This is a genomic window from Nostoc sp. (assembly GCF_036917375.1).
In the GTDB taxonomy this organism is placed as follows: Bacteria; Cyanobacteriota; Cyanobacteriia; order Cyanobacteriales; family Nostocaceae; genus Nostoc.
On the sequence record NZ_JBALDN010000007.1, the window covers coordinates 93653 to 108732 of the forward strand.

At 40.0% G+C, this 15080-nt stretch carries 11 protein-coding genes; 3 read left to right on the top strand and 8 right to left on the bottom strand.

Translation table 11 applies throughout. The annotated features are described in order from the left end of the window. Positions 1-192: 192 nt before the first annotated feature. The 3 genes from V7K45_RS02430 to V7K45_RS02440 all read right to left on the bottom strand — a co-directional run bounded on the left by V7K45_RS02430 (position 193) and on the right by V7K45_RS02440 (position 4834). Complete coding sequence (locus V7K45_RS02430; protein WP_335000017.1) at positions 193-1830, bottom strand: glycosyltransferase family 39 protein; 1638 nt, start codon at positions 1828-1830, stop codon at positions 193-195. A 288-nt stretch (positions 1831-2118) separates the two neighbouring features. Then, positions 2119-3819 (bottom strand): glycosyltransferase family 39 protein, encoded by a 1701-nt coding sequence (locus tag V7K45_RS02435; RefSeq protein ID WP_335000019.1) that lies wholly within the window; start codon positions 3817-3819, stop codon positions 2119-2121. A 187-nt stretch (positions 3820-4006) separates the two neighbouring features. Next, positions 4007-4834: a GNAT family N-acetyltransferase gene (locus V7K45_RS02440; protein WP_335000020.1), complete on the bottom strand. Its 828-nt coding sequence runs from the start codon at positions 4832-4834 to the stop codon at positions 4007-4009. Between the two features lie 764 nt (positions 4835-5598). Between V7K45_RS02440 and V7K45_RS02445 the strand changes: the two genes are divergently transcribed. From V7K45_RS02445 to V7K45_RS02455, 3 genes are all read left to right on the top strand, one after another. Next, a complete protein-coding gene (locus V7K45_RS02445) occupies positions 5599-6669 on the top strand; it encodes an LOG family protein (protein WP_335000022.1) in 1071 nt (356 codons plus the stop codon). 580 nt (positions 6670-7249) lie between these two features. Next, the gene (locus tag V7K45_RS02450; protein WP_335000024.1) at positions 7250-8572 is read left to right on the top strand and encodes a D-alanyl-D-alanine carboxypeptidase; all 1323 of its coding nucleotides are present in this window, start codon (positions 7250-7252) and stop codon (positions 8570-8572) included. Positions 8573-8839: 267 nt separating this feature from the next. Continuing rightward, complete coding sequence (locus V7K45_RS02455; RefSeq protein ID WP_335000026.1) at positions 8840-10057, top strand: HhoA/HhoB/HtrA family serine endopeptidase; 1218 nt, start codon at positions 8840-8842, stop codon at positions 10055-10057. A 234-nt stretch (positions 10058-10291) separates the two neighbouring features. Here the strand turns inward: V7K45_RS02455 and V7K45_RS02460 are convergent, their stop codons facing one another. From V7K45_RS02460 to V7K45_RS02480, 5 genes are all read right to left on the bottom strand, one after another. Next, positions 10292-11194 carry an MBL fold metallo-hydrolase gene (locus tag V7K45_RS02460; protein ID WP_335000028.1) on the bottom strand — a complete coding sequence of 301 codons (903 nt, stop codon included), beginning with the start codon at positions 11192-11194 and terminating at the stop codon, positions 10292-10294. A gap of 11 nt (positions 11195-11205) precedes the next feature. Next, positions 11206-11589, bottom strand: coding sequence for an aspartate 1-decarboxylase (gene panD / locus V7K45_RS02465; RefSeq protein WP_335000030.1), 384 nt, complete (start codon positions 11587-11589; stop codon positions 11206-11208). 112 nt (positions 11590-11701) lie between these two features. Next, a complete protein-coding gene (locus V7K45_RS02470) occupies positions 11702-12214 on the bottom strand; it encodes an inorganic diphosphatase (RefSeq protein ID WP_335000032.1) in 513 nt (170 codons plus the stop codon). A 581-nt stretch (positions 12215-12795) separates the two neighbouring features. Next, positions 12796-12981 carry a hypothetical protein gene (locus V7K45_RS02475; protein WP_335000034.1) on the bottom strand — a complete coding sequence of 62 codons (186 nt, stop codon included), beginning with the start codon at positions 12979-12981 and terminating at the stop codon, positions 12796-12798. 1009 nt (positions 12982-13990) lie between these two features. Continuing rightward, the gene (locus V7K45_RS02480; RefSeq protein WP_335000036.1) at positions 13991-14962 is read right to left on the bottom strand and encodes a DUF362 domain-containing protein; all 972 of its coding nucleotides are present in this window, start codon (positions 14960-14962) and stop codon (positions 13991-13993) included. Between the last annotated feature and the right edge of the window lie 118 nt (positions 14963-15080).

Below are 15080 nucleotides of genomic sequence, written 5' to 3' on the forward strand. Positions count from 1 at the left end.
ATCAAGAAATTATTTAAATATCTTATAAAAGATGATGATTTTAGCAAATATTTCCATATATCAAAAAAATATATGAAAATATTTTTTAATATCAAGTTATGCAAATAATAATTGAAACACAATTAAGCTCCTTCTCTATCTGATGCGAATTCATTTATATGAATTGCCCATAACTACAGCGTCTAGTTTTGGTTAAGTCCTAATTTTTTCAAAAAATACATCGCTACGTGGATTTTCTATTTTCCAGAGCAAGTAATTTTTGTCACCATATACTACAAAAGTTTTATAATTATAATTTGTTTCTATTTGCTTACGCCAGGTATCTGAAGGATTTAGTAAAAAAATATCAGTGAAACCATCAGGAATATTGGGAATAGAATGGTCTTTTACTAATTGGAACTGCACTTTTGGCTGTAAAAGATAGCTGAGAGAAAAGACATTACCATAATTAATACCAGAATCATTACTAATCAAAAGTGGATGATTAGTCTGATTAATAATTTTTGCAACTTGTGGATTACCATAGCTAATAACCTTACTCCACCAAGTTTCAGCCTGAGAACTCACTCCATAAGAAACTAGCCCACAAATAATCACGAGTCCCATAATTATTTGCCAGATTCTCCGGCGTACAAAACTCTTATTATGTAGCTGCGTAGCTAGTAGGTAACTAATAGCTAGTTGAATTCCTAAGTAAGAAATCAATAAATAACGCTCGGCAAGTGAGCGTATACCCCCAAAAAGTAAGTCTGGTAGCATTAAAGGTAATGCAGGAACCATAATTAGCGTGATAATAAACAACCAAATTTTATAGTTAGTTTTTCGACAAATAAAATAAATTGAATATCCAAAAAGAACTAAAAAAAATGGCGTAATTACATAGGTAAACGGATTTTCAAAGCCTAAGTCTAAATCAAGAAAAATCCGATTTAACTGTAAAAGCCAAGATTTAATTAAATCATCTAAGGGTAAATGTCTTTTTGTCCAGGCTGTTGAACTTTTTAATTGCAACAAGTTAACTATCACAACCTGTATCCAAGGTGCAAAAGCTAAAAACCCTGCTAAAGATGCTAATAAATAAGCTTTTACTGTTTTAGTAAACCTAAATTTTGCAGTGGCAATTACATAAATACCATGAGCGACTACAACAAATCCACTGAACAAAAATGTATAGAGACTAAGCACCAAAGTGACTGCATACATTCCCCAATTTAGTATACGTAGTAATCCATCTTGTGATTCCAATCGTAATGCTCGTAGTAATGAAGCGCTGCATAGTAATACAGTCACTATCCAGAGAATATATTCTCGTGCTTCTTGGGCGTATACTAAGTGAATAGGAGAGATTGCCATGAGTGCGATGGCTACGCCCGCCACAGGCATCGCAACCTCTGATACCGATGCCGATGATTTAAATAATTCTCTACACAGCCAATAAATACTCGGAAAAATCAACAAACTGATAAAGGCAGATAAACTTCTAATTACCGTTACCGAATTGCCAAAGATTCCCACCCAAAGGCGAGCGAGTATATAATACAGTGGTGCATGTTGTGGATCGTCTACTTCCAAAGATATAACTGTGTCACGTAAGCCTTTCTCCATATTAGGACTTTGGAATTTGGCAAAACTTTCTTTATTAATTAGGCGACCATTAAATATTTGCTGCTTGACTTCATTTGCCGTATAACCAGAAATCCGCAATGAAGTGAAAGTCTCATCGTGCCAGTAAACTTTGCGGTCAAGGTTAAAGAAACGAAAAAATATACCCACCATTAATAAAACTACAACAAGAAACCGCAACCTATTTGGAGCAAGTTGGAGCCGCATAACTAAATTTCACAATAACTTGTACAACAATTATCTACTTTAATGAAACAACTTGATGACTCTCAAAACTAGTTATTAAAAATATCTAACTAAACAGTGGTGGATTGCAATTATAGATAGTGAGTTAGTCAAGTAGCGGAGGTAGTAATTAAACTCAGTAGTTTTTTGTGCAATCTAAAAATTGTATATTTAGCTACAAAACTGCTTGTTTAGTGAAGTGACAGAAGTGGGTTTATGTACTCCAAGCAGGCTTATTTGTGCAACAAAGAACTTTTCAAGATTTGGCAGCTATGGAACAATTGTTTGCCTAGTTGATAGCTCGGCAGATAATTGATTATTAAGTGAGATATTACGTCGGCGCAAATTACGAGTTTTAGCGAATTTCCAAATTGAATAATAGTTATCACTATAAACAATATTTGTCTGGAATTTATATTTTTTTTCTATAGTTTTACCCCAAGCCTCTGAAGGATTAAGTAAAAACACATCAGTAAACCCATCAGGAATTTTCGGAATTTTTTGATTGTTCACTAACAGAAATCGCACTTTTGGTTCCAAAAGATAGCTTAAAGAAAAGACATGACCATAATTATTACCCAAAGCATCACTAATCAAAAGTGGACGATTACTCTGATTAATGATTTGGGCAACTTGGGGATTGCGATAATTCATACCCTTATTCCACCAAGTTTCTGCCTGGGAACTCACCTTAGAAGAAATTAAACCACAAATAATCACTAATGCCATGATTATGTGCCAAAAGTTCCGACGCGATCCGCTCCCATTGTATAGTTGCGTAGCTAGTAGATAAGCAACAGCTACTTGAATTCCTAAATAAGATGGGATTAAATATGGTTCGATAGACGATTGTATACTCCCAGTAATTAAATCTGGCAGTACTATGGGTAATGCTGGTACTACAATTAATGTGATGATAAAAGACCAGACTTTATAGTTAGTTGCTCGGCAAAGAAAATAAATTGAATATCCTACCAAAATTAAAAAGCTTAGTGCAATTAAATTGCCTAGAGAATTTTCTGAACTAAGGTCTATATCAAAAAAAATACGGCTTAACTGCATTGACAAAAATGGGAATACAGGTATTAAATCGGAATTTGTTGTTGTTTTGTCTGCTGAAATCAAAAATTGAAAAAAATCACCAATTACAACTGTTATCCAAGGCATGAAAGCTAAAAAACCTACTAGTGATGCGATCAGATAAGTTCTCACAGTTTCAGTAAACTGAAATTTGGCAGTTACGATCGCATAAATTCCGTGAGCAACTGCTACAAATGCACTCCAAAGAAATGTATAAAGACTAATGGCTAAGGTGACTGCATAAATACTCCAGATAGCGAATAAATCTGGTTTTTGTCGTTCTTTTGCTAGCTCATCTTCTAGCCGTATGGCTCGTAGCAGAGACGCGCTGGATAGTAAAATGGTGACTAACCAAAGAATATATTCTTGTGCTTCTTGGGCGTATACTAGGTGAATTGGAGAGATAGCCATAAGTGCGATGGCTACGTCCGCCGCAGGCATCGCAACACCAGGAACCGATAATGGCACATTAAATAATTCTCGGCATAACCAATAAACACAAGGAAAAACCAGCAAACTGATACAGGCTGATAAACTTCTAATCGCCGTCACCGAATTACCAAAGATTTCCAACCACAATCTGGCTATTATGTAATACAACGGTGGATGCTGAGAATCTTGTTTTGCTAAAGACATAATTGTGTCATTTAAGCTTTTTTCTGGATTTGCACCTTGAAACTGAGCAAAACTTTCTTTGCCAATCACACGATTATTAAAAAGTTGCTGTTTAGCTTCATTAATTGTGTAACCAGAAATTCGCAATGAGGCATAAGTTTCATCTTGCCAGAAAACTTTACCATCAAGATTACAAAAGCGAAACAATATACCCATTGTCAATAAGAAGATAGTTAAAAATCGCAACCAACTCGGAGCAAATTTGAGATGGCGCATAAGTGGTTTTCCTTAAAAGTTTTCTCAAATTATATAGCGATCGCTAGCAGCGATCGGGTATGGATGTTACCGCCGAAGGAGTAGAGACAAAAGAGCAGCTAGCATAGCATTTCTTAGGAAATTGAACTGTGAATATGGACAAGGATATTTTTTATCGCGTCCATTGGATAAGCTGGCAACAGTAGTATTAATCATGACAAATCCTCAGTGGTAAGAGTTTTTTGAGAGGATTTGGATAACGCCATCTGGTAAAGTCTGCAATATTAGATATAGTTAAAAAATCAATAGTTTTAAACTGGCGGTCAATAGCAGGAAGGCTGCATATTTTAGCTCCAATGTTTAAGTATGCCTGCAAAATTTTTGGAATCTCAACATTAAATGAATCTGGACAGTTTTGAGTCAGTTCTAGACAAAATTGTGAATTTGGATAAACCAAAATACTTGGATGCATCAAGTTATTCTGCCGAAAATAATTATAAGCCCAAGTAGCTTGCCCAGGACATTGTGTTAGTAATGATGCACAACCAAAGAAATATTGATTTTTACTCCAGATGAGATAATTTGCCAGCCCTTCCCAAAGTAGTAAAAGTGTCTGACTATTGCGATATTCTTTAGCTATACATGCACGCCCAACTTCCACTGATACCTGAAGCACAGAATTGGGAATTCCATTAAGATTAAATATATCAGTAGCATCAAAGCCTAGTCTTTGAGAAGCCATTATATAGGTCTGCATCCGATAAGTTCCAATTGTTTTACCTGTATGTTTGGAGATTAAAATTAAATGATGGCAAACTGCATCAAACTTATCTATATCCATCTGGGTAAAGTTAGAAGCAGAAAATCCTAAGCCTAATTCAAGATTAAAAACTTCAAAGCGCAACCGGAAAATTGATTCTAATTCTTCTTCTGTTGACGCTAGCCGTAGGATATATTTTTCAGTTTGAAGGACGGGAAAATCTTCAAGAGGGGGAGGATTCAGTGGGTAATTGATGTTGCGTCCAGAAACTTCCATCTATCTTCCTACTTAGATTTGCGAAATTATTCTACTAGGATTTAAGCACTATACAAAGAGGTCACATTATGCTTTAATGTGTCGAAGTGTAATTGAGACAGTTTTCGACAAAAGATCCTGTAGAGCAATACCCTTCGGTTAAGGATTTTTTGTACTGATTTTTGACCTGTAAAGACGCGTTAGCATAGCGGAGCGATCGCGCAACGTCTCCAAGAGTTGCTCAGTCCAATTTCGCGTCTCCACTAAGGATTTTAGGTTTCACTGAACAGTATTGTGGTCTAGAGAGCTTTTTTACTTTCTTAGATTAGGGTTATAGTGCTCTTATTATGGACATTAATTGCTAAAAAATCTGGCAATAAGATACAAAATTTTCTTTTGATATACGCTATAGATGTAATTCATAGCATTTGACACAAACCCTGATATACAGAAAAATTCAGAATTTAGGGGTAAAACACGCTTTATATTTGGGCAACAGACTTAGCTTATGTACCTCAGCAACTTGAAATCTGCTGTATGTTGTGACAAGCATTACTCTCAGTGAGGGAGTTATGTCAATTGGTCGACCGAGAGAACTTGCTATGGTTTTCAAAAGTTAAAGTATCACAATAAGCCTTATCAAAAAAAATTTTAGAATTTTCAGCTTCAAAACCAGTTCTGCCAGTTCTGAACTAATTTGCTAACTGCACATCAAAGGGCTATTCCTGCTTGCTAGAGTGTAAGTAGTTCACGTAAAATATAGTGCCATTGTTGCGGCAGTTCTCATGACCTCATCTGCGTCGTTTGACACATTAGAGTCTTTACAGGCGGATATCGCTGAATTGATCGTTCGTTTACCGACATTAAAAAATCGGCAATTTATTCAGCAAGCACTTACTACTATTGTTCGTCTAGCTGATACTGAAATTGAGCGTCTCGATTGGAAAATATTATCCGCTGCATTAGCAGATATGGAGCGCGGTTTCCAGCTTTTTTATGATTACCGACACGTTCGCAAAGTCACCATCTTTGGTTCTGCTCGTCTAGCGTCAGATAAACCAGAATATCAAATGGCCCTTGAGTTTGCTCGTGCTGTTTCTCAATTAGGATTTATGGTGATGACCGGTGGTGGTGGTGGAATCATGCAGGCAGGTCATGAAGGTGCTGGACGAGAAAATTCCTTTGGATTAAATATTCAGTTACCCTTTGAACAGCAAGCAAACCCTTTTATCGAGGGCGATCCTAAGCTAATTAACTTCAAATATTTCTTTACCCGCAAGTTGTTTCTTCTCAAAGAAAGTGATGCTGTAGCCTTGTTTCCGGGAGGCTTTGGCACTCAAGATGAAGCTTTTGAATGTATGACATTAAGCCAAACTGGTAAATTTGGGCCAGTACCTCTAGTTTTAATCGATCGCCCTGGTGGTGATTACTGGCGCTCTTGGAGCGAATATATTGATAAGCAATTAGTGCAAAACGGTCTTGTCAATCCTGAAGACCCCAGCCTTTACACGGTGACAGATAACCTAGATGTGGCTTGTGATGCTATCACCCGTTTTTATCAGGTTTATCATTCCAGTCGTTATGTAAGCGATAAGTTAGTCATCCGTCTGAAGACAGATATATCAGACGCTCTTTTAGAAAAACTTAATGCTGATTTTAGCGACATTATTATTCAAGGAAGAATTGAAAAAAGTCAGGCATTACCTCAAGAAGCACAAGACGAAACTGTTGGACTACCTCGCCTCATTTTGAACTTCAATCAACGCGATTTGGGGCGCTTGTATCAGATGATTGCCACAATTAACCGGATGGGTACTCCTTCATTAGAGGATGTAGCGCATCCAGAAAGAAAGTAGGTAAGCTAAAACACATCTAATTTGCATATTAAAGTTTTCTCGCTATTTTGTGGGACGGATAAGATGTCCGCCCTGATTATGCAACTTGAATGCTGATTAGTTTATCAACGGAAAAAAGGGAGAGAATTTTGAATACTTTCCCTTTCTTTGTTTCAAGGCTATAGAATTACCAGCGATCGCGCAGCGTAAAGCCTTTTCTTCTCAGGCTGTCTGCGACACCCTACGCGTAGCTTGCTTCTTTGCAGGAGTAGCGATCGCTCAGAGCGAGTCTTCATTCTGTCGGAGACGCTACCACAAGCTTCCCTTGCTTCTCCGTAGGAGTACAACTGTCATAGTCCGTCGTCGATATCCCCAACAGCGTAGTCTCTTCACAGATCAAAAATATTTTTATATTCATGCGGTTATCTTCATGAGCAATGGGCATTTTGGCATTGTCCAAGCAAGCCACGAAAACAATATAATTCACCCTACTTACAGATGAGAAAAACACCAGTTATTATGACTCAATACTGATTTTTGTAAAAAAGCTTGTATATTAGCACAGTAAACAACGCTTGAGATCCTAACAGAGGAATAAAAAATGCTGGAATTATTGGGTTCAGGTTTGGTGTCGCTTTGGCTGGAAATGGCTGGGGTACAAATCAAACCTCTAGATGCCTTAGATGCACTAACTTGGCAAAGTAGCCCTGGCTTGGTTCTTGCCCCCGATCCAAATCCAACTGGGGCGACTACGGTGCAGGAATATTTGAAAAAGCTCATCACATCTAAAGTGGTGGCGCAAAATCTGGCTGAAAGTCAGGGAATTTGGATGCAGTCGGGGCCGATGCTGATGGCAAATCACCAAGGTACGACACCTCTGCCGGCTGCTTCTTTAACTAAAATTGCCACTTCACTAGTTGCTTTGAAAACTTGGGGGCCAGATTACCAATTTGATACTTTGGTGAGTATCACTGGGCCAGTAGTAAATGGAGTTGTGCAGGGTGATTTGGTGGTTACAGGCCGTGGCGATCCTTTGTTTGTTTGGGAAGAAGCGATCGCTCTTGGCAATACACTCAATCAAATGGGCATCAAGCAAGTAAAGGGCAATTTGATTATTACTGGCAGTTTTGCCATGAATTTTCAACGTCAGCCAATGCTAGCTGGTCTGATGCTCAAGCAAACACTAAATCGGGCCACTTGGGGACGCCCTGCGATTTATACACACTCAATCATGCCCAAGGGAACGCCCAAGCCTCAAGTTGTCATTGCAGGTGCGGTGAAAGTTGAGGCGCAACCAAACCCCCAACAAACTTTGTTACTGCGTCATCGTTCATTGCCCTTGAAGCAACTACTCAAGGAAATGAACGTTTATAGTAACAACGATATGGCCGAGATGCTGGCAGAGTCAGTAGGGGGAGCAACTGTAGTCCAATCAACTGCTGCCAACCTGGCGAGGGTGCCACAAGCGGAAATCCAGTTAATCAATGGTTCTGGACTAGGGCCGGAAAATCGTATTTCCCCCAGGGCTGTGTGTGCCATGTTTATGGCTATTCAAGCTGAGGCATCTGCCCATCAACTGAATCTGGCTGACTTGTTCCCCATGTCTGGATTCGATCATCGGGGAACAGTACACACCAGACACATTCCCCTGGCGACTGTGATCAAAACTGGTACTCTCCGGGATGTGAGCGCCTTAGCGGGAGTGATGCCCACACGCGATCGCGGTTTGGTTTGGTTTGCTATTATCAACCGTGGGACAAATGTCTGGGGTTTGCGCACTGGACAAGATCAACTTTTGCAAAGTGTTGTTAAACAATTACAACTACCTCTCACCGTTCCTGTTAACCTCACTCCCCACTCAGCCATCAACTCTTTACCCCAGCTAGGTGCAACTAATCGGAATGAAATTTTATACAAAAGTTAGTTCATCCATAGTCTAGAGTTAAAAGAGAGAGCAGACTAGTCTTATGAGGAATCCAAAAGTTTTATTGATGGGTAAAAACCGAACTTGTAAAGGGTAAATGTCCATAATAGCTTTTGGGTTAAATTTTCTATTAAGTTGATTATAGGTAGTTCGTAAAATGCCCTAACCCCAGTAGGGAAAAGAGCAGGCGAAACCTGAAGTAAAAATAACTGTAAATAGATTTGTCACGACTAAGCAACAATTAAGCTTATAAATTAGGTTGTGATTATGCGATTTCCCAAATTATCTCGGTCTTTACGGCAACTCACTACTCATGTTTTAGCGATCGCGCTAGGAGTCGTGCTAGCGGTTAGCACATTGCAGGTGTTACCTTCCCAAGCCGAACCAGCACCCACAATAACTGCTCTTGATACTTCAAATCTAATTGCTCAACGGCAATCACCAGCTAGTGCTGCGATTGGTAGCACTAGCTTTGTCACAGCAGCAGTGAATCGTGTAGGTTCAGCAGTTGTCCGCATTGATACTGAGCGAACAATTACTCGCCGCGTCGATCCATTTATGGAAGACCCCTTTTTCCGTCGGTTTTTTGGTGACGGTTTCTCCCAACAAATGCCGCCGTCTGAGCAGTTACGCGGTTTAGGCTCAGGTTTCATTATTGACAAGAGCGGGTTAGTTATGACTAATGCTCATGTGGTCGATAAGGCCGATAAAGTAACAGTCCGACTCAAAGATGGCCGCACCTTTGAAGGGAAAGTTCAAGGTATTGATGAAGTTACAGATTTGGCAGTAGTCAAGATTAACGCTGGTAACGATTTACCAGTAGCGCCCTTGGGTTCTTCTACTAATGTACAAGTAGGAGACTGGGCGATCGCAGTTGGTAATCCTTTGGGATTCGATAACACCGTTACCTTGGGAATTGTCAGTACTCTCAAACGTTCCAGCGCCCAAGTCGGCATTAGTGACAAACGCTTAGACTTCATTCAAACAGACGCTGCTATTAACCCTGGTAACTCAGGCGGGCCCCTGTTAAATGGTCAAGGTGAAGTAATTGGTATCAACACAGCTATTCGCCCTGATGCAATGGGTATTGGATTTGCCATTCCTATTGATAAAGCTAAAGCGATCGCCGCGCAACTACAACGCGATGGCAAAGTTGCTCACCCCTATCTAGGTGTGCAAATGCTAACTTTGACACCCGATCTCGCCAAGCAAAATAACACCGATCCCAACTCTCCGATTCAGATACCAGAAATCAATGGTGTTTTTGTCATGCGAGTTGTCCCCAATTCTCCAGCCGCATCTGCGGGTATCCGGCGCGGGGATGTAATTTTGCAAATTGATGGTAAAGCTATTACCAGTGCCGAACAATTGCAGAATGTTGTGGAAGACAGTCGCCTTGGTCAAGTATTACAGGTGAAAGTGCAACGAGGTAGTAAGACAGAGCAGCTTTCAGTCCGCACAGCCGAGTTGCAAAATGCTTCGTAAAGGCGCACATCTATACTGCTACTGATGTTAACTTCAGCTGAAAGCCAGTATAGAAAAGCTTTCTATCCTTCCCAGCCTCTGGCTGGGAATGCTCTTTGTGAGGCTACGTCTAATTTCTGAGCGCCAGCAAGCCCTATTTCAACTAAAATATGGTTATTAAAGGGTGCGATCGCTCTAAGTCTAATGGTTGCTGGTTAAGCAAGCTTTTTTGCAGCTTATACCAACAAGTTTAATTCACTTACCAACAACTAATACTAGACCTTCATGGGCTAGTATGGCTTGAGGAAAAGCAGATTTAATGTCGACTTGCACCCGATCGAGAAAATCATCATGGTCATCTGGGTGATGATGAGAAATAGCTAGCCGTTTAACACCAGCACTCAGAGCTGCATTCACCGCAGCTTGCCAGAGTAAATCAGCAGAATCGTGGTTGTGAGACGTAGGGGGAGTGTAAGTGGCATTGGCAATCAGCAAGTCAACGCCTTGAATAAACTCTAAAATCCGCTCTCGCTCTACTTGATCGGCATTCTGGTGCAAATCCGTGATGTAGGCAACACTATACTCTTGCCAAGTAACTCGGTAGCCAACTGACCGCTGAGTTTGATTAATTAATGCAGTTGTAATGGTGACATCATCTAACTTCACGTCACTTTCTGGAGTCAGATTGTAAAATTGCAATTCTGACTGCATTACCTGTAAAGGGTAAGGAAAGTGCGGCTGGAGCATCTGATCGTACAGACATTGTTTGATTGAGGCTCCATTGGAGGCAGCTGTGCCGTAAATATGGAAGCAATTTTCCCCAATAAATGCAGGAGCAAAAAAGGGAAATCCTTGAATTCGGTTTGATTGGCAGTTGGTAAAAAATAAATGGGCTTCTAGTGGCTGTTGCTGTTCTTGCCAAGTTTTACCCAATATGCGTAAGCCAGTACCGCCATCAAAAATCAAGCGTTTCCCAGCTACATGTATTTCTACACAAGCGGTATTACCACCATAACGACTGGTATTGCTACTGGGAGTAGGAATTAAACCTCTAACACCCCAGAATTGCACGATAAACTCACCTGCTGGGCTACTGGGCAGGGTAGATGACTTTTCTCTTATGTAGCTCTGGGAATCCGACAACTCAAAATTTGACATTTTCCTTGAAATTAGACCTTAGTGAGCAGGTCATCGTAGCGCCGCACTTCCAACAGCCTGTTTTTTTCGTCCACAATGACTACCGTAGGAGAGTAACTTTTTAACTCTTCTGGAGTGAACTGCCCGTAAGTCATTATAATCAAGCGATCGCCAATAATGCCTAGACGTGCCGCACCTCCATTTAGCTCAATGATTCCTGAATGAGGTGGAGCGGGGATCGCATAGGTAATAAAGCGCTGACCGTTGGCACTATTAACTACTTGCACCTGCTCATAAGGTAAGATACCAGCTTTTTCCAAAAGGATTTCATCAATGCTGATACTACCCACGTAGTTGATATTCGCTCCCGTAAGGGTGCAGTTATGAATTTTTGCCAAAAGGAGAGTACGCTGCATTCTGGTTTGGGTTGGTGGCAGTTTTTGCGAACCGTAACAAGCAAAAGTGATTCAAGTGAGGAGTTAAGAATAAAAATTTATAACTCTTAACTCCTAACTCCTAACTCTTCTATTATCCTCTATAAGCTTTGACGGATTTTTCTACTAAAGCTGCAACCTTGTCCACATCTTGCCAACCGAGAATTTCAGTCACCTTTTTTTCCAAATTTTTATAACTACGGAAAAATTCAGCAATTTCATCTAAGCGGTGTGGTGCTACGTCTTTCAGGGATTTTACTTGAGTGTAGCGCGGATCTTTGTCAGGAACACAAAGGATTTTTTCATCGCGATCGCCACCGTCAATCATCTCCAAAAAGCCAATTGGTCGCGCAGCAATAATACAGCCGGGAAAGGTAGGCTCGTCAATTATGACCATACCATCTAGGGGATCGCCATCATCAGCCAAAGTATTAGGTACAAAGCCGTAGTCATAAGGATATTGTACTGAGGAATAAAGTACTCGGTCTAGAGCAAAAGCTTGTAGTTCCTTGTCGTATTCGTATTTATTTTTACTTCCGCCAGTAATTTCAATCAGAACGTTGATTAGACCCGGTTTCGGTTGGGCAGGAATGCGAGATAAGTCCACAAAAAACTCCTCTGATAACAGTGAATCACGGGGGCACTCAGTCAGCTTCGCTCCCCGTGTAGAATTTTAGGGCAATATGGATCTCTTCCCAAGGTATTTGTTCTATGGCATAGGGAAGAAGACAAGGCAATACGGTTCGGTTAAAGGGGAAAGGGAAAAGGGAAAAAATTTTGAATACATCCTTTCCCTTTACCCAGACCATAAGGAAAGTGAAAAATGCTTATCCGAACCGTATTGGAAGACAAGGGGACAAGGAGAAAGACTTGTTGTAAGTTCTAACTTTTGTCACCTTGTTCTCTCATTTCCCCAGTTCCCTTGAATTAGCTAAAAAATAGAAAAAGCGTTACGAGCAAACTTCGCAACGCTTTTTCCAAGAGGGTATTATGGATATCCTCTGCTCTTAATTGCTGTTAAGGGGATTTCTGTCTTAACTTTGTTAAAACAACTCAAATCTGGAGTCACACAATCCAGATTTAGCTTATTCTTGACGAACTACACCCACATCTACAGAGATTGTCTACAAAATCAGTGTTCTGCTTTTTGTATGTCTCCTCATGAGGAAATGCGACTGGGAAGCTCGATTAATCTTGATTTCTTTGTATGTTTTGGATCAGAGGTTGCTGGTTATTTTGAACATTAGTTGAAGAATAGTGGGCGATGACAAATACGGGTAGGGTAAGAGTCAACAGAGCGATCGCAGTTCCCACAATGTCTGCCAAACGTTGGGAATATGTAGCGGCATTGGCAGACTGGCTATTTGAATTCATACAAAATTGAAGTTCTTCGTAACACTGTATAGGTTGACTCTCTGAGTGAGAGTATTAATGCTATTTTAGCTATTTTTAAATTGTAAAATGTGTAGCATTCTACAATTTAAACCAGTTATACAACTGTCATAGTAGCCTTTTTATACATGGAATTCTTAATACAAAGTTACAAGTAAACGAATCATGTTTTATTTTGTAATTAATATTTTCAGATGTTTCCCTGTATGGTGTAACGGGTTGCATACGCAAAGCAAACTTTGACAGCATCATAAGTTACATTTTTTCGCTGATTAAAGATTAATTAGCAAAACATATTTGTCCGATACTTCATGATTATAACATCGTACAACGCCTTTGATAAGGTCATTTTACTGGAATTGCTAATTTGTGATACAGGACACAAAACCGCAATTGCACTGAATATCTTCCGTACTTTCGGTTGTTATATAGTAGTTATACTCAAAAATATTTGACACCAGAGAAGAAATAAGTAGTAATGATTTTTATAACCAATTATAACTACCGAATAAATACAGATACATCAACTGTATAAGGCAGAATGGATTCAGTGATATCACTAAAGAAATATTTAAGAATTTAAATTTTGAAATCTGTGTAATATCACAGCCATTTTGTCAATCTATATAAAGGTAGAGTAAATAAGTTTTAGAAGATGGACTAGAGGTGTAGTAAGTTATTACCAAACTTCCCCATATATGAACAAAATACCCAACCCCAATTTCCAAATCCTAAATCCGTATAACTTTTTGAATAAATCAAAATCTAAGACGAAAAATTGTATAACAAATTAATCAGCTAAAAAAACCGCCACTAAATATAATAGGGCGGTTTGGTTAAGCAATCGGAGGGTAATTACAGATTACTCTGCTAATAAATGAAATTACTGTAACGACGTTTGCACTAAATTTAGGATTGGCCATAAGAGGCAGAGAGAGGGGCTGAGGGGAAAGACTTACTGCTACTTCTCCCCTGCTCCCCTGCTTCTTCCTCACTCCCTTCCATAAACACTGATTGGTTCCTTGATAAATCGGGTGTAAAGATGCTTAAAGGTAGACTTAATGACGCGGGGCATACCAAAATCAATGGGCATTAACTTGTCTGGTAGCCGCCAATCTTCTATTTTTAATAAGTCAGGATTTAAATGCGGAAACTCTATGGCAGCAAGTTCTGGACAAACTCCTAGCCTTTGGGAAGCTGCAACTGTAGGTACTTGTTCAGGAGAAACATTGAGAATTTCCACCATTGCCCGATCTAAGGCAAATATATCTGATGCGGCTGCTAAAATGCCCAGTTGGCGAGGTTCCCCGTTGCTGGGGCCATTACCTTCATGACCGATGATGCCATCTAATATGGTTAAGTCAGGGTTAATCGCTCTGGCAGTTTCTACTAACATTTCACCAAATCTGTTCGCGTCTTTTCCTGCTTCCATGTGCCACCAAGCTTTCATTTTGCCGGGGACGCAACCAAATAAGTTTTTTACGCCCAGTGTTAATGTCAACTGGGCATGTGATTTCACTTTCGGTAGGTTAATCACTACGTCTGCTTCCATTGCTTCTTTAGACAGTCGTAGATGGTTAAAATTATCACTAATTGTTTGGTAACGCTGACCGTGAAAATCGATGATGGGAAGATTGAGTTCTTCTAAAATAGGCAGATAGCCATTTGCCACTGCTACGCCCTTGGCACTACCAAAAGCAGGACTATCGCCCAAAAATGGCTTACCGCCAACCTCAATTACCATTTGGGCAACTTCATAAACTAGTTCGGCACGGGTGATACATTCTTTACCAGGACGCGATCCTGTAAGTAGATTTGGTTTGAGTAAAACGCGACCGCCTTTTTTCACAAACGCTGCCATTCCTCCAAAAGGTTCCAGCAGCGTGACTAAGGATTCTCTTAAAGCCTCTCGTTCGTAAGATGTAGCCCGAATGAGACTAACAGCTGGTTTTTGAGTCTGCATGGTATAGGTAGGGGATAGAGGGAGTGGGAGTGGGAGTGGGGAGATGAGGAGACAAGGGGACAAGGGGAAAAGGGGACAAGGGGACAAGGAGACAAGGGGGACAAGGAGAATACCATGC